Below are 15,129 nucleotides of genomic sequence, written 5' to 3' on the forward strand. Positions count from 1 at the left end.
ACCCCAGCAGCCCCGCCCCACCCGCGCCCTCACCCCAGCAGCCCCGCCCCACCCGCGCCCTCACCCCAGCAGCCCCGCCCCACCCGCGCCCTCACTTCAGCAGCCCCGCCCCACCCGCGCCCTCACTTCAGCAGCCCTGCCCCACCCGCGCCCTCACTTCAGCAGCCGCGACAGCCGCCGGTCCGCCAGCGACTTCCCCCCGGTCTGGCAGGTCGGGCAGTACTGCAGCGAGGAGTCCGCGAAGGACACCTCGCGCACGGTGTCCCCGCAGACCGGGCAGGGCAGGCCGGTCCGGCCGTGCACCCGCAGCCCCAGCTTCTTCTCCGCCTTGAGCTCCCCCGCCGCCAGCCCCCGCGAGCGCTCCACCGCGCCGCGCAGCGTGGTGCCGAGCGCTTCGTAGAGCCGCGCCGTCTCCTCCTCGGTCAGGCTGGACGCCGGCTTGTACGGGGACATCCGGGCCGCGTGCAGCACCTCGTCCGAGTAGGCGTTGCCCACCCCGGCCAGCACGCCCTGGTCCCGCAGCACGCCCTTGAGTCGACGCCGGTCGCCGCTCAGCAGGGCGGCGAAGTCCGCCAGGGTGAACGCCGGGTCCAGCGGGTCGGGGCCGAGCCGGGCCACCCCGGGCACCTCGGCCGGGTCCTTCACCACGTAGACCGCGAGGCCCTTCTTCGTCCCCGCCTCGGTCAGGTCGAAGCCGTCGCCGGCCTCCCCGGCCAGGCGCAGCCGCAGCGCCAGTGGGTTCCTCGGGCTCGGGCGCGGCGGTTCGGCGGGCAGGCCGTCCTTCCAGCGCAGCCAGCCGGCCCGGGCCAGGTGGATCACCAGGTGCAGGCCGCCGGCCTCGATGTCGAGGAACTTGCCGCGCCGGGTCACCGGGCCGACGGTCCGCCCCTCCAGCGCGGTGACCGGCGGGTCGTACGTCTTCAGCGCGCTGATCGCGACCGGCTGCACCCGGGCGATGACGCGCCCGGTCAGCCGCTCGGACAGGAAGTCGCTCAGCGCCTCGACCTCGGGCAGCTCCGGCATGCGCCCAGTCTCCCGCAGCCTCGCGGCGGCCGCCCGCCCGGGGGCGCGCCTTTGCCCGGCCCCCGCGCGGGGCGCAGGCTGGAACTGCGCGCCGTACCCAGCGCCCCCCTGCGCCCCCGCCACGGAGCACCGTGATGAGCATCCTTGAGGAACAGATCGACCTCGCCGTCCCCGTCCTCGTCGCCTGGGAGCAGCTGCACCGGGTGCACGAGTACCCGCAGTTCGTCGACGGCGTCCGCAGCGCCCACCCGCACGGGCGGAACCTGGCGCACCTCGGGGTGGAGGTCGACGGCGCCGAGCGGGCGGTGGACACCGAGATCACCGACCGCGGCCGGGGCCGGGTGATGTCCTGGCGGACGCTCGACGAACCGCGCCTGCACGGCGCGTTCGCGCTGCTGCCGCTGGACGCCCGACACACCCGGTTGCAGATCCGGGTGGAGTACGACCCGGAGGCGATGCACGAGGCGTTCGGCGGGCCGCGCGGCTTCGCCCTGGCCGGGGCGATCGAGCGGACCGTACGGGACGATCTGGAGCACTTCCGGGAACTGGTCGAGGAACGGGTCGGCGCGGCGGTCAGACGCGGGTGAGCACGGCCGGCAGGCCCAGGTGAGCCCGGCGGGCAGGCCCCCATAAGGGCCGCATAAGCCCAGCTCAGCGCCGGTGGTGAGGCTCTTCACAGCGGACCACCGGCCCGACCGTTTCACTTTCAACCTGTGGCAGACTCGGATGCCATGGACATCGGCCCGGTCACCAGGACGCTCCGCGCGGCGGTTTTCGCCGCGCTGGTCGTGCTGCTCGCCGGGCTCGGCCAGGTGCTGGTCACCGGCCGCGCGCTGCCGGCCGGCCCGATGGCCCTGGCCTGCGTCGCCGTGTTCGCGGTGGCGTACGCGCTGGCCGGCCGCGAGCGCGGCTACCCGGCGGTCGCGGCGGTGTTCCTGCCGCTGGAGCTGGGCGTCAGCGCACTGTTCGACTTCGCGCAGACCGCCTGCCCGTCCCTGCCGCCCGGCTCCGCGCGCGGCTTCCAGCCGCTGCTGTGCGGCGGCGGTTCGCTGGGCGGGTTCCTGCTCGGCCACGGCGTCTCCCAGCAGATCGGTGTCCTGCTGCTCCTGCTGCTGCACGCCGCGATCGCGCTGGCCGGCGCGTTCTGGCTGCGCCGCGCGGACGCCGCGCTGGCCGGCCTCGCCCGCACCGTCCGGATGCTGGGCGACTTCCTGCACCGGCACCTGCCGGCCGCCGCCCGCTGGCTGCGGCTGCTCGCCGCGCCCGTCCCGGCCCGTCCGGTGGCGCGGGTGCCGTTCCCCCGGGCCAGCCGGGCCCTGGTCCCGGCCGAGGACGTCGTCGTCCGCCCGACCGTCCGGCGCGGTCCGCCGGCGCTCGCCCTGGCCTGCTGACAGGCGCGCGCCGCTCGGCGCCGCTCCCGGCCGGTCCTCTCGCCGCGCGCCCCGCGCGCCCGCACCCCCGCACGCCCGAGAGCACAGGACGACACCTCATGAGCAACACCCGCAAGGCCGCCGCCAAGACCAACGCCACCGACCGCATGCACGCCGCCCGCGCCCAGGCCGAGCGTTCCGACCGGATCCGCCGCCGGGTCGTGGTCGGCGGCGCCTCCGCCGCCGTGCTCGCCCTCGTGGCGGGCGTGGCCTTCGCCGTCGGCGGCTCCTCCGGCTCCGGTTCCGCCGACGCGGCCGCGAGCGGCCCGCTGACCGTCCCCGCCAACACGGGCGGCCAGGACGGCACCGTGATCACCTACGGCAAGGCCGACGCCCCGCACACCCTGGAGATCTACGAGGACTTCCGCTGCCCGTTCTGCGAGCAGTTGGAGACCACCACCGGCAAGGCCATCCAGCAGCTCGCCGACGACGGCACGTACAAGATCGAGTACCACCTGGCGACGTTCCTGGACAAGAACCTCGGCGGCAAGGGCTCGCGCACCGCACTCGCCGCCGCCGGCGCCGCGCTCAACGAGGGCGTGGACAAGTTCAAGCAGTTCCACGACGTGCTCTACGCCAACCAGCCCGACGAGCGCACCGACGGCTTCGGCGACGTCAACCACCTCCTCGACCTGGCCGGCCAGGTGCCCGGGCTGAAGACCGACGGCTTCGTCAAGGCCGTCCAGGACGGCACCTACGCGCCGTGGGCGGCCAAGGTCAACGAGGAGTTCAACAAGAGCGACGTCACCGGCACCCCGACCGTCAAGCTGGACGGCAAGAAGCTGGACGTCCTCACCGGCGGCAAGGCCGCCACGCCCGAGCAGTTCACGGCGATGGTCAAGCAGGTGACCGGATGACGGCCGCCGCCCCCACCGCGCGGACGTACGGCGCGAGCCGTCCGTTCGCCTGGCTGCTGCTGATCGGCGGCGCGGTCGGCCTGTTCGCCTCCTCGGTCCTCACCCTGGACAAGATCCGGCTGCTGAAGGACCCGTCGTACGTCCCCTCCTGCAACATCAACCCGATCATCAGCTGCGGCTCGATCATGCGCAGCGACCAGGCCGAGGCCTTCGGCTTCCCCAACTCGCTGCTCGGCCTGGTCGGCTTCGGGGTCGTCATCGCGATCGGCGCCGGGCTGCTCGCCGGGGCGGCGTACCGGCGCTGGTTCTGGCTCGGCCTCCAGGCCGGGACGGTCTTCGGCATCGGCTTCGTGACCTGGCTGATGTACCAGGCGCTCTACCGGATCGGCGCGCTCTGCCCGTACTGCATGGTGGTCTGGGCCGCGATGATCCCGCTGTTCTGGTACACCACCCTGCACAACCTGCGCTCCGGGATCATCCCCACCGGCCGCGCCCTGCGCCCGGTCGTCCGCGAGGCGGCGCGCTACCACTGGGTCGTCCCGGCGCTCTGGTACGCGGTGATCGCCCTGCTGGTCCTCAACCGGTTCTGGTACTACTGGAGCACCCTGCTCTGACCCCGTTCGGCCGACCGTTCGGCAGACCCGTCCGCCCGGCCCCGGGCCCTACGCTCCGGGGCCGGGCGGCTGGCCGTCAGACGCCGCCCAGGACAGTGCCTAGAAGCGGAACTCCTCGACCTCGGCCAGCAGTTCGGCCCGGCGCTCGTCGTCGATGAAGGAGGCCCGGAAGGAGTTGGCGGCCAGCCGGCGCAGGGTCTCCTCGTCGAGCGCGAGGGCCTGCTGCACGGCACGGAAGTTGTCGTCGACGTAGCCGCCGAAGTACGCCGGGTCGTCCGAGTTGACGGTGACCAGCAGGCCGGCCTCCAGCATCTCGCGCAGCGGGTGGTCGGCGAGGGTGTCGATGCACCGCAGGCGGACGTTGGAGAGCGGGCAGAGCGTCAACGGGACCTGCTCGCGGACCAGCCGCGCGACCAGCTCGCCGTCCTCCAGGCAGCGCAGACCGTGGTCGATCCGCTCGACGCCGAGCACGTCCAGCGCCTCGGTGATGTAGGACGCCGGGCCCTCCTCGCCCGCGTGCGCGACGCGGCGCAGCCCGGCCTCGGCGGCCCGCCGGTAGACCTCGCGGAACTTGGCCGGCGGGTGGCCGACCTCGGCCGAGTCGAGGCCGATGCCCGCGATCCGGTCGAAGTACGGGCGGGCGGCCTCGAAGGTCTCCAGCGCGGATTCGGCGGACTCGTCCCGCAGGAAGCACATGATCAGCCGGGTGCTGATCCCGTGCCGCTCCTCGCTGCGCGCCAGCGCCCGGGTCAGGCCGTCGACCACCACGCCGAGCGGCACGCCGCGCGCGGTGTGCGCCTGCGGGTCGAAGAAGATCTCCGCGTGCCGCACCCCCGCCTCGGCCGCCCGGGTGAGGTAGGCGTCGGCGAGGTCGGCGAAGTCCTCCTCGGTGCGCAGCACGGCCATCAGCGCGTAGTACAGGTCCAGGAAGGACTGCAGGTCGCTGAAGGAGTACGCCTTCCGCAGCGCCTCGGTGTCGGCGTAGGGCAGCGTGACCGCGTTGCGGGCGGCGAGGGCGAAGGCGAGTTCGGGCTCCAGGGTGCCTTCGATGTGGAGGTGGAGTTCGGCCTTGGGGAGCGGCATGGGGGATCTGTCCGAGCTGTAGGGGGCGGGAGCGAAGAGTCCAGAAGCATTCATCCTACGATCCGTTCGATCACGACCGGCCTGACGGGCGCGCCCCCCGCCACTCGAACTGGTGCACCGGCCGGGGGCAGCGGGCACCCTGGAGGAGGGGGCTTCCGCCGAGGAGGTACCAGATGCGGCACGTCGAGGATCCGCACATCCGGCCTGCGGGCGTCTCCCCGCACGCCCTGGGCAACGACACGCTCCTGCACGAGCTGGAACAGCTGCACCGCACGCGCCACGAGACCTTTCTGTACGGCTCGGAGGAAGCCCTCAAGCGGCACACCCTGCGCACCGGGCAACTGGAGGCCGAGTACCTGCACCGCTTTCCCAGCCGGCTGGTGACGGCCGGACGGACCAGGGCCGGCGCCCGGGCCCGCGAGGCGGCGGCCCGGGTGGAGTCGCTGCCCGAGTAGACGTGCCCGCGCCACCACCGCCCGGCGGGACACGCCGGGCGGTGGTGGCGTGCCCCCGGGCGGGCCGTCGGGGAGGGTGAGAGGCGCAGACGCACCGGACCCCGACCCCCCTGGGAGCCCCGCATGCCCATCGCCAGCGTCAACCCCGCGACCGGCGAGATCCTGGAGACCTTCGAACCGCTCGACGCGGCCGGCATCGAGCAGCGGCTGGCCCGCGCCGAGGCCGCGTTCCACGGCTACCGCACCACCCCCTTCGCCGCCCGCGCCGACCTGCTGCGCCGGGCCGCCGACCTGCTGGACCAGGACCGGGAGGCGATCGCCCGCACGATGACCGAGGAGATGGGCAAGCCGCTCACCGCCTCCCGAGCCGAGGCCGCCAAGTGCGCCACGGCGATGCGCTGGTACGCCGACCGCGCCGAGGAACTGCTCGCCGACGAGCACCCGGCCCCGGCCGACGTCGCCGACTCCGGCGCCACCCGCGCCTACGTCCGCTACCGCCCGCTCGGGGCGGTGCTGGCCGTGATGCCGTGGAACTTCCCGTTCTGGCAGGTGGTCCGGTTCGCCGCGCCGGCCCTGATGGCGGGCAACGTCGGCCTGCTCAAGCACGCCTCCAACGTGCCCCGGACGGCACTGGCGCTGGAGGAGCTGTTCCGCCGGGCCGGCTTCCCGGAGGGCTGCTTCCAGACCCTGCTGATCGGCTCGGGCGCGGTCGAGGGCGTGATCCGGGACCGCCGGGTGGCCGCGGTCACGCTCACCGGCAGCGAGCCCGCCGGGCGGGCGGTCGCCGCCGCCGCCGCCGACGAGGTGAAGAAGGCCGTCCTGGAACTGGGCGGCAGCGACCCCTTCGTGGTGCTGCCCAGCGCCGACCTGGACGCGGCGGTGCGCACCGCCGTCCGGGCCCGGGCGCAGAACAACGGGCAGTCCTGCATCGCCGCCAAGCGCTTCATCGTGCACACCGACGTGTACGACCGCTTCACCGCCGCCTTCACCGAGGCGATGCGGGCACTGCGCGTCGGCGACCCGATGGAGGAGGCGACCGACGTCGGCCCGCTGGCCAGCCGCCAGGGCCGGGACGACCTGGAGGAGCTGGTCGAGGACGCCCGCACCCACGGCGCCCGGGTCGAGTGCGGCGGCGGGCGCCCGGAGGGCTGGGACACCGGCTACTTCTACGAGCCGACGGTGCTGACCGGCATCACCCCGGCCATGCGGATCCACCAGGAGGAGACCTTCGGCCCGGTCGCCACGGTCTACCGGGTCGCCGACCTGGACGAGGCGGTGGCGCTCGCCAACAACACGCCGTTCGGGCTCAGTTCCAACGTCTGGACCCGGGACGAGGGCGAGCAGGAGCGCTTCGTCCGCGACATCCAGGCCGGCGGGGTGTTCTTCAACGGGATGACCGCCTCCCACCCGGCGCTGCCGTTCGGCGGCGTCAAGCGCTCCGGGTTCGGCCGGGAGCTGTCCGGGCACGGGATCCGGGAGTTCTGCAACATCACCACGGTGTGGATCGGCTGAGCACCCCCGGATCCGCAGGCACGAACCGAGCCCGGCTCGGACCCGGCCGGGTCAGGACGCCACCCGGTGCCTGCCCCGGCCGGGCGTCATCCAGCGGGCGACCACGCCGACCAGGGCGAGGACGGTCGCTCCCCAGACGATGGCCATCAGCACCAGCATCGGCAGCCAGCTCACCTGGGCAGCGACCATGCCCAGGCCGAGCGAGAGCGCGACCATGACCACCACGGCGGTCGGGTTGAGGCTCAGCAGCCAGTGCCAGGCCCGCTGCGCCGGGCTCCGGCGCTGCGGCGGGGCCTCGGGGTCGGTTTCGGTGTCGAGTTCCTTGTAGGTCAGCAGGTCCATCGGGATCGCCTCCGGTTCTCGGGGGGCTGCCGGATCCGCGGGTCTCAGGAGGCCTTGCGCGGAGCCGTGGACTTTCCGGTCGCGGTCCTTCCCGCCGCGGCCTCTCCGGTCGCGGACTTTGCGGTCGCGGTCTTCTTCCCCGGGGCAGCCTTCTTGGCCGGGGCGGCCTTCCCGGCAGCGGCCGCCGACCCGGCGGGCTTCTTCGCCGGGGCGCGCTTGCGGGGCGCGGGCTTCTCCTCCGCCGGTTCGTCCGCGTCGGGCCCGGCGTCGGGCCCGGCGGCGTGCCCCCGCCCGCCCTTGGCCCGCTTGAGGCTGCTGCGCAGCGCCTCCATCAGGTCGATCACGTTGTCGGGCGCCTCGCCCGGCTCCTCCTCGTGCGGGAGCTCGACGCCCTCCAACCGGGCCGTGATCACCTGCTGGAGCGCCTGCTGGTAGTCGTCGTGCAACTGGGCGAGGTCGAAGTCCTCGGAGAGGGTGTCCATCAGCGACCGCGCCATCTTCAGCTCCTGCGGCCGGACGGTGACGTCCCCCTCGGGCGCGATGCCGGCCGCGGGGCGGACCTCGTCGGGCCAGATGCAGGTCTGGAGCACCAGCGTGCCGTCGTGCACCCGCAGCACCGCCGGGGATTCCCGGGTGCGCAGCGCGATCTTGGTGACGGCGATCTGCCCGGACGCGGTGAGCGCGTCGCGCAGCAGGGCGTACGGCTTGGCGGCGGCCTGGTCGGCGACGCCCACGTAGTAGGCCTTGGAGAACATCAGCGGGTCGATCTCGCCGGCGTCCACGAAGGCCAGCACGTCGATGATCTTCTTGCTGGGCAGCGGCAGGTCGGCGAGGTCCTCGTCGGTGAGCGTGACGGTCCGGCCGTCGGGGGACTCGTAGCCCTTGGCGATCTCCGCGTACGGGACCTCCTTCTCCTCCCGCTCGCAGTACCGCTTCATCCGCACCCGTCCGCCGTCCTTGGCGTGCACCTGGTGCAGCGGGACGTCGTGCTCCTGGGTGGCCGAGTAGAGGTGGACGGGGATGCTGACCAGCCCGAAGCTGATCGTCCCCTTCCAGGTGGTCTGCATGGGGGTCGCTCCTTCCCGGAGCGTGCCGAGAATCCCACTGTGCCTGGGTTTGCCCCGATCGGCCACACCGGGCCGACAATGAGCCGAGGAGGTCGATGCCGATGACCGTCCGGAGCCGTGGGCAGGGCGCACCGCCGCCGCCGGAGCGGACCGTGTACCGGGTGGTGTACGCGGTGCGGGGCGAGGCCGGCGTGCGGCGGGCCGAGGTCGAGGTGGTTCCCGGGTACTCGCAGGAGGGCGACATCCCCCGGATCCTGGCGGCGCGGCTGACCGGCCGGCCCGCGGACGCGGCGCGGATCACCGTGCTGGACCTGCGCGGGCCGTGAGCCGCGACAGGGCTCCGACCGGGCCCCGAGCGCCGCCGACGCATTGGCGGTGCGTCAGATTTGAGCTTTTCGCACCCCTTTTCCACCCGCTCTGACCTGGCTTTTTGTGTCCGGTTACCGAACATTTACGGATGCTCTGTTCCGATACTCGGCCGTAGAAGTTAGGTTGCACCGCAATGCGCGGGTCCGTCCCCCACCCTCCGGCGCAACGAGCCGAGGGTCGCGCCGCGCGCTGGAAAGGCACAGGGCTCATCTGATGAGTGCGGACACCACCAGGCCTGCGGCAGCCGCCCAGGTCCCCCAGCAGGCCGGGCCGCCCGGGCACGGCGGCGAGGGCCACCTGAAGGCGGGGCTCAAGAACCGCCACCTGTCGATGATCGCCATCGGCGGGGTGATCGGCGCCGGCCTGTTCGTCGGCTCCGGCGCGGGCATCGCCTCCACCGGGCCGGGTATCCTGCTCTCCTACACGCTGGCCGGTGTGCTGGTCGTGCTGGTGATGCGGATGCTCGGCGAGATGGCGGCGGCCGACCCGCAGAGCGGCTCGTTCTCGGCGTACGCGGACCGCGCGCTCGGCCGCTGGGCCGGGTTCACCATCGGCTGGCTCTACTGGTTCTTCTGGGTCGTGGTGCTCGCGGTGGAGGCCACCGCCGGCGCGAAGATCCTCAACGCCTGGATGCCCGGCGTGCCGCAGTGGGCGTTCGCGCTGCTCGTGATGGCGGTGCTGACCGCCACCAACCTGTTCTCGGTCGCCTCCTACGGCGAGTTCGAGTTCTGGTTCGCCGGGATCAAGGTGGTGGCGATCGCCGCATTCCTGGTGATCGCCACGCTCGCCGTCTTCGGCGTGCTGCCCGGCACCCACGCGGTCGGCACCAGCAATCTGACCGGCCACGGCGGCTTCCTGCCGCACGGCGTGGGCGCGGTGTTCACCGGCATGCTCACGGTGGTCTTCGCCTTCATGGGCAGCGAGATCGTCACCCTGGCCGCGGGCGAGTCGGAGGACCCGGAGCGCGCGATCAACAAGGCCACCAACAGCGTGATCTGGCGCATCGGGATCTTCTACCTGGGCTCGATCCTGCTCGTGGTCACCCTGCTGCCGTGGGACTCGGACGCCGTCAAGGGCAGCCCGTACGTGGCGGTGCTGGAGCACGTGGGCATCCCGGGCGCCGGCCAGGTGATGAACGTGATCGTGCTGACGGCCGTGCTGTCCTGCCTCAACTCCGGGATGTACACGGCCTCCCGGATGGCCTTCTCGCTCGGCCAGCGCGGGGACGCGCCCAAGGCCTTCGCGACCGTGACCAAGCGGGGCGTGCCGCGGGTGGCCATCCTGTCCTCGGTGGTCTTCGGCTTCGTCGCGGTGTTCTTCAACTACACCTCGCCGGACACGGTGTTCGCGTTCCTGCTCAACTCCTCCGGCGCGGTTGCGCTGTTCGTCTGGCTGGTGATCTGCTTCTCCCAGCTGCGGATGCGCCGGATCATCGAGCGGGAGGCTCCCGAGCGGCTGACCGTCCGCATGTGGCTGTACCCCTACCTGACCTGGACGGCCATCGGCATGATCGGGTTCGTGGTGGCGTACATGTTCACCGACGCCGACGGGCGCAAGCAGATGTACCTGTCGCTGGTCGCCGCGGCGATCGTGCTCGCGGCCTCGGCCGTGGTGGGCCGACGGCGGCGGGCCGCGGTGGCGGCGGGGTCCTGACCCGTCCGCGCCGCGCGACAGTGCCGGGCCCGGGAGCCGTTGCGGAGGCTCCCGGGCCCGGTGCCGTGCGCTGGACACGAACCACAGTTTGACAATGGCACGTCAAGGGGGATACCTGGGCATGGCGCTCCCCCACGAGCGCTCCCCCACCCCCCGGGAGACCCCTTGCCACCCCTCCCCGCCCCCGCGTCCGCGCGCCTGCGCTTCGGCCACCGGCTGCGCCACTGGCGCGAGGCCCGCGGACTCAGCCAGGCCGAACTCGGCCGCCTGCTCGGCTACCACAACTCACTGATCAGCCGAGTGGAGAACGCCCGCCGCTGGCCACCGCCGGGGCTCCCCGCCCGGGCCGACGAACTCCTGCTCACCGGAGGCGAGTTGGCCGCCCTGTGGCAGCCCGTCCGGCAGGAGCGGGAGCACCTCGGCGAACTCGCCGCCCCCGCCCTGCCGCCCCTCGGCGAGAGCGGCACCGGGCCCCCGACGAGCCGACCGGACGCCGCCACCTTCGCCGTGCTCGGCCACCTGCTCGACGTCTACCGCGCGGCCGCCGCCCACACCGGCGGCGAACAGCTGGCCACCGTCCTCGAACACCACGCCCGCACCCTGGCCGCCTGGCAGCACGCCGCCCCGCGCGAAACCGCCCCCGCCGTCCGCTCGCTCGCCGCCCGCTACGCCGAACTCGCGGGCTGGGCCCACTTCGAGGGGGACCGCCGCACCCGCGCGCTCGGCTGGTACGCGGCCGGACTGGAATGGGCCCGCGCCGCCGACGACCAGCCGACCGCGGCCGCCCTGCTCGCCCGGCAGAGCACCCTGCACTGGTGGAGCGGCGACCCGGCCACCGCGCTCGCCCTGGCCGAGGCCGCCCACGCCACCGCCCGCACCCTGCCCGGCCTGCGGGCCTGGGCCGCCCTCGCCCAGGCGCACGCCCACGCGCTGGCCGGCGCGGCGCCCGAGACGTGGCGGGCGATGGCGGACGCCGAACGGCTGACCGAGGCCGCCCTGCGGGCCGGCGAGCCGGTGCCCGGGGCCGCCCGAGCGGCCCTGGTGCTGGGCGTCGCCCACGGCACCTGCCACCGGGACCTCGCCGTCCGCACCGGCCGCACCGCCCACGCGCACGCGGCGGTGGCCCACCTGGGCGCCGCCCTGGGGCGCCTGGACCAGGCCGCCCACCCGCACGACCACGCCCTGGTCGCCGGCCGCCTCGCCGGGGCGTACGCCCGGGCCGGGCGCCACGAGGCCGCGGCCGCCGTCCTCTCCCGGCTGCCGCCGGACGCCACCGGCCGGATCGCCTACGAGCGGCGCCGGGCCCGGGCCTGGCTGGGCGGCTCGACGGCGCACCGGCCCCCGGCGGACGGCTGACGGCTGACGGCTGACGGCTGACGGCTGACGGCTGACGGCAGACGCGCCGGAGCGCCCGGTGGGGATTCTCCGGGCGCTCCGGCTCTTCGACTCTTCGGCGCTTCGGCTCTCCGGCTCTCCGGCTCTTCGACTCTTCGGCGCTTCGGCTCTCCGGCTCTCCGGCTCTTCGGCGCTTCGGCTCTCCGGCTCTCCGGCGGTCGGCGTCAGAGCCCGGCCGCCGCCGAGGCGATGTCGGCCGCGTAGGTGCTGACCTTGGTGTAGACGCCCGGGTAGCCGGGCCGGGCGCAGCCGTTGCCCCAGCTGACGATGCCGACCTGGACCCAGCGGCCGGCCGCGTCCCGGTGGACCATCGGCCCGCCGGAGTCGCCCTGGCAGGTGTCGACGCCGCCCTGGTCGACGTAGCCCGCGCAGAGTGAGGCCGCGCTGTTCAGGCCCGGGTAGGCGTTGGCGCAGGCGGCGTCGTCGACGAACGGCACGGTGGCCTTGAGCAGGTAGCGCTGCTGCGCGCCGCCCTCGGTCGCGGCGCCCCAGCCCATGATGGTGAAGGTGCCGCTGTCGTAGGCGGTGGAGTCGGTGGTCGGCAGCGTGCTCACCTGGCTGCCGCCGACCGGCGCGGCCAGCTTGATCAGCGCCCAGTCGTCGCCGCTCTCCGCACCGGAGAAGCCGGGCGCCTGGTACACGTACGTCGAGCGGACCTTGACCGCGCTGCCGCTGCGCAGGTCGACCGCGCCGGCGGTCGCGGTGATGCTGGTGTCGGCGCCGGTGCCGTTGACGCAGTGGGCGGCGGTGAGCACGATCTGCGGGGTGTAGAGCGCGCCGCCGCAGCCCATCGAGAGCCGCACCACGAACGGGAACTCGCCCTGCGCCGCCCGCGTGCCGCCGACCACGCCCGGCGACGGCGCCGAGGGTGCGGGCGAGGCGGCGGCGGGCAGCACGAGCGCGCCGGCGCCGAGCACCAGGGCGGCCAACAACACGATGAATCTTCCGAATTGACGCTTCATCAGACTCCTCCACTGACAGGTCGGGGAGCACCGAGGGTGGCCCCACAGGCGTCGCGACAGGAGGGGCCCGACCCTGCCGGTCGAAACTGGCAGGAACACGGCAATGCGGGGTTCCGGACGGGGAAGCCAGGGCATGTCTGACAATTCGCGTCGGATCACGCCCGGCGGGAATTGTCAGACATGCCCTAAGGTGATCGCCCATGCGAGATCTTGTGGCGGGGATGAAGTACCTGGTCGGGGGCCAGAAGTGGGTGGGCCGGCACGGCCGCTGGTGGGGCTTCGGCATGCTGCCCGCGTTGCTCACCCTGGCCGGGTACGCCGTCGCGCTCGTCTTCCTCGGCGGCTGGTCGAAGGACCTCGCCGACTGGGCCACCCCGTTCGCCGACCACTGGAGCTCGCCCTGGCAGGGCCTGCTGCGCGACGCGCTCGCCGCGATCGCCTTCGGCGGCGGCCTGTTGCTCTCGCTGCTCACCTTCACCGCCGTCACGCTGCTGGTCGGGCAGCCCTTCTACGAGGCGTTGTCCGCGAAGGTCGACGAGACCGAGGGTGGTGCGCCCACCCCGCCGGAGTCGCCGCTGTGGCGCGAACTGGTGATCGCGGTACGGGACAGCGCCTCTGTCCTGGTGCGGGTGGCCGCGTTCGGCGTGGTGCTGTTCGCCTGCGGCTTCATCCCGGTGATCGGGCAGACGGTGGTGCCGGCGCTTGGCTTCCTGGTGTCCGGCTTCTTCCTGACCGTCGAGCTCGTCGCCGTCGCCCTCCAGCGGCGCGGGGTGCCGCAGCGTGAGCGGATCCGGCTGCTGCGCGCCCGGCTCGGGCTGGCGCTGGGCTTCGGCACGCCGCTGATCCTGGCCTTCCTGGTTCCGCTGGTGACGGTGCTCGCCATGCCGGGGGCCGTCGCGGGCGCCACCCTGCTGGCCCGGGACCTGGCCCTCGACCCGGTCCGCGACGCGGCCCCGGCGGACGAGCAGGAGCAGGAGCAGGAATCGGCGACGGAGCCGGGCTCCCGGCCCGCCGCCGGAAACTCGCACACGACCCCCTGAAGCGGTGACCGGCCGGTCACCCTGCGCCGATCCCGGTCGGCCGGAGGTGTGAGGCCGCCCACACGGGGTTCGCCGTCTACTGCCCCCGATAGTGGACGGCTACGGCCCGGGCGCCGGCCGACCCCCCGGCACGGGCTCCCGTCCCGCGTCGGGCTGCCCGGAATGCCTCGAAGAACGCAGGCCACCGCACCTCACACCCACGCATTCCGCTCGCGCCACCGACCTTCGACCTACAAATACGCAAGTCGGACAAATTCTCCCAAACCCATCACCGTGTCTCGCCGCAGCCACCCTGCGGCTACTACCCGCCGTAGTGGCACCTGCCTTTGCCACCCGTCCCCGGCCCTGCGAAGAATGGCCCGTCGCCAGGCAGCGCAGCCGGCCCCGTCCGCCGCGCAGCCGACCCGCCCCGCCGCTTCCGCCGGGGCGCCACGGCCGTCCCGGACGGCCGCGCGGGCTCCGCTCACCCGGGCGCCCGTGCGATGCCCCGCACCCGGTGCCACCGGCACGGCCCCCGACGGAAAAGGATTGTCCGCTTCATGCAGCTCAGCCATGCCCGCCGCAACTCCCTGATCACCGGCATCGCCACCCTCGTCGTCGCGAGCGCCGCCACCGCCGCCCTCGCCCTCCCGCAGGCCGGGAACACCACCGAGGCCGCCGCCCCCGCGGCCGCCGTCACGGTGGACGACAAGGCGGCCGCCGACCAGGCCCAGGCTGACACCGCTGCCGCTGCCGCCGCCGACCAGGCCGCTCAGGACGCCCAGGCCCAGGCCCAGGCGCAGGCCCAGGCCGAGGCGGAGTCCGCCGCCCAGGCGCAGGCCGAGGCCGACGCGAAGGCCCAGGCGGACGCCAAGGCCAAGGCCGACGCGGACGCCGCCGCCTCCCGCTCCCAGGCGCGCCAGGACCTCACCAGCGCCCCGGCCCTCACCGGCAGCCCGCAGCAGATCGCCGCGCAGCTCGTCCCGGCCGGCCAGCTCCAGTGCTTCAGCAACATCGTGTCCCGCGAGAGCAGCTGGAACCACCTCGCCGTCAACGCCTCCTCCGGCGCGTACGGCCTGGTCCAGGCGCTGCCCGGCAGCAAGATGGCCTCGGCCGGCTCCGACTGGCGCACCAACCCGGCCACCCAGATCAAGTGGGGCCTGGACTACATGAACTCCCGCTACGGCAGCCCCTGCGCCGCCTGGTCGTTCTGGCAGAACCACCACTGGTACTAAACCGAAGCTGCCAAGCCTCGGCGCACCCCGGGCCCGCGACGCACCACGCGTCGCGGGCCCCGCGCGTTCCGGCTGTCGTGGACGCGTCCGGCAGGCCGCGTGAAGATATGGCG

At 73.9% G+C, this 15,129-nt stretch carries 16 protein-coding genes; 11 read left to right on the plus strand and 5 right to left on the minus strand.

The window, feature by feature from the left end:
* Nucleotides 1-153 precede the first annotated feature (153 nt).
* Nucleotides 154-1,023 (minus strand): DNA-formamidopyrimidine glycosylase family protein, encoded by an 870-nt coding sequence (locus tag AB0R04_RS09700; RefSeq protein ID WP_363369627.1) that lies wholly within the window; start codon nucleotides 1,021-1,023, stop codon nucleotides 154-156.
* A gap of 134 nt (nucleotides 1,024-1,157) precedes the next feature.
* Here AB0R04_RS09700 and AB0R04_RS09705 point away from each other — a divergent pair, with 134 nt between their 5' ends.
* The 4 genes from AB0R04_RS09705 (at nucleotide 1,158) to AB0R04_RS09720 (ending at nucleotide 3,924) form a co-directional block, all read left to right on the plus strand.
* Nucleotides 1,158-1,610, plus strand: a complete 453-nt coding sequence (locus tag AB0R04_RS09705) for an SRPBCC family protein (RefSeq protein ID WP_363369629.1) — start codon at nucleotides 1,158-1,160, stop codon at nucleotides 1,608-1,610.
* A gap of 126 nt (nucleotides 1,611-1,736) precedes the next feature.
* A complete protein-coding gene (locus AB0R04_RS09710) occupies nucleotides 1,737-2,414 on the plus strand; it encodes a hypothetical protein (protein WP_063346431.1) in 678 nt (225 codons plus the stop codon).
* Between the two features lie 98 nt (nucleotides 2,415-2,512).
* Nucleotides 2,513-3,310 carry a thioredoxin domain-containing protein gene (locus tag AB0R04_RS09715; protein ID WP_363369631.1) on the plus strand — a complete coding sequence of 266 codons (798 nt, stop codon included), beginning with the start codon at nucleotides 2,513-2,515 and terminating at the stop codon, nucleotides 3,308-3,310.
* Nucleotides 3,307-3,924: a vitamin K epoxide reductase family protein gene (locus tag AB0R04_RS09720; RefSeq protein WP_363369633.1), complete on the plus strand. Its 618-nt coding sequence runs from the start codon at nucleotides 3,307-3,309 to the stop codon at nucleotides 3,922-3,924. Before AB0R04_RS09715 ends, AB0R04_RS09720 begins: the two co-directional genes overlap by 4 nt.
* A gap of 99 nt (nucleotides 3,925-4,023) precedes the next feature.
* Here the strand turns inward: AB0R04_RS09720 and AB0R04_RS09725 are convergent, their stop codons facing one another.
* Complete coding sequence (locus tag AB0R04_RS09725; RefSeq protein ID WP_363369635.1) at nucleotides 4,024-5,007, minus strand: adenosine deaminase; 984 nt, start codon at nucleotides 5,005-5,007, stop codon at nucleotides 4,024-4,026.
* 173 nt (nucleotides 5,008-5,180) lie between these two features.
* Here AB0R04_RS09725 and AB0R04_RS09730 point away from each other — a divergent pair, with 173 nt between their 5' ends.
* Both AB0R04_RS09730 and AB0R04_RS09735 read left to right on the plus strand, forming a co-directional pair.
* Nucleotides 5,181-5,462: a DUF6158 family protein gene (locus AB0R04_RS09730; protein WP_350883625.1), complete on the plus strand. Its 282-nt coding sequence runs from the start codon at nucleotides 5,181-5,183 to the stop codon at nucleotides 5,460-5,462.
* A 123-nt stretch (nucleotides 5,463-5,585) separates the two neighbouring features.
* Entirely contained in the window at nucleotides 5,586-6,974 is a 1,389-nt protein-coding gene (locus tag AB0R04_RS09735) for an NADP-dependent succinic semialdehyde dehydrogenase (RefSeq protein ID WP_363369637.1), read from the plus strand.
* Between the two features lie 51 nt (nucleotides 6,975-7,025).
* Here AB0R04_RS09735 and AB0R04_RS09740 read toward each other — a convergent pair whose 3' ends face one another.
* Together AB0R04_RS09740 and AB0R04_RS09745 are read right to left on the minus strand one after the other, a co-directional pair.
* Nucleotides 7,026-7,316, minus strand: a complete 291-nt coding sequence (locus tag AB0R04_RS09740; protein WP_363369639.1) for a hypothetical protein — start codon at nucleotides 7,314-7,316, stop codon at nucleotides 7,026-7,028.
* A 44-nt stretch (nucleotides 7,317-7,360) separates the two neighbouring features.
* On the minus strand, nucleotides 7,361-8,383 hold the full coding sequence (locus tag AB0R04_RS09745; RefSeq protein ID WP_363369641.1) for a Ku protein: 1,023 nt from the start codon (nucleotides 8,381-8,383) through the stop codon (nucleotides 7,361-7,363).
* A 101-nt stretch (nucleotides 8,384-8,484) separates the two neighbouring features.
* Between AB0R04_RS09745 and AB0R04_RS09750 the strand changes: the two genes are divergently transcribed.
* From AB0R04_RS09750 to AB0R04_RS09760, 3 genes are all read left to right on the plus strand, one after another.
* Nucleotides 8,485-8,709 (plus strand): hypothetical protein, encoded by a 225-nt coding sequence (locus tag AB0R04_RS09750; RefSeq protein ID WP_363369643.1) that lies wholly within the window; start codon nucleotides 8,485-8,487, stop codon nucleotides 8,707-8,709.
* Between the two features lie 256 nt (nucleotides 8,710-8,965).
* Nucleotides 8,966-10,405 carry an amino acid permease gene (locus AB0R04_RS09755; protein WP_363369645.1) on the plus strand — a complete coding sequence of 480 codons (1,440 nt, stop codon included), beginning with the start codon at nucleotides 8,966-8,968 and terminating at the stop codon, nucleotides 10,403-10,405.
* 165 nt (nucleotides 10,406-10,570) lie between these two features.
* Nucleotides 10,571-11,761, plus strand: coding sequence for a helix-turn-helix transcriptional regulator (locus tag AB0R04_RS09760; RefSeq protein ID WP_363369647.1), 1,191 nt, complete (start codon nucleotides 10,571-10,573; stop codon nucleotides 11,759-11,761).
* 203 nt (nucleotides 11,762-11,964) lie between these two features.
* Here AB0R04_RS09760 and AB0R04_RS09765 read toward each other — a convergent pair whose 3' ends face one another.
* The gene (locus AB0R04_RS09765; RefSeq protein WP_363369649.1) at nucleotides 11,965-12,762 is read right to left on the minus strand and encodes a serine protease; all 798 of its coding nucleotides are present in this window, start codon (nucleotides 12,760-12,762) and stop codon (nucleotides 11,965-11,967) included.
* Nucleotides 12,763-12,962: 200 nt separating this feature from the next.
* On the opposite strand from AB0R04_RS09765, the gene AB0R04_RS09770 reads away from it, so the two are divergent.
* Both AB0R04_RS09770 and AB0R04_RS09775 read left to right on the plus strand, forming a co-directional pair.
* Entirely contained in the window at nucleotides 12,963-13,802 is an 840-nt protein-coding gene (locus AB0R04_RS09770; RefSeq protein WP_363369650.1) for an EI24 domain-containing protein, read from the plus strand.
* A gap of 539 nt (nucleotides 13,803-14,341) precedes the next feature.
* Nucleotides 14,342-15,016, plus strand: coding sequence for a lytic transglycosylase domain-containing protein (locus tag AB0R04_RS09775; RefSeq protein WP_363369651.1), 675 nt, complete (start codon nucleotides 14,342-14,344; stop codon nucleotides 15,014-15,016).
* The last annotated feature ends 113 nt before the right edge of the window (nucleotides 15,017-15,129 follow it).

This window comes from Kitasatospora sp. NPDC056731 (assembly GCF_040687675.1).
Lineage (GTDB): Bacteria > Actinomycetota > Actinomycetes > Streptomycetales > Streptomycetaceae > Kitasatospora.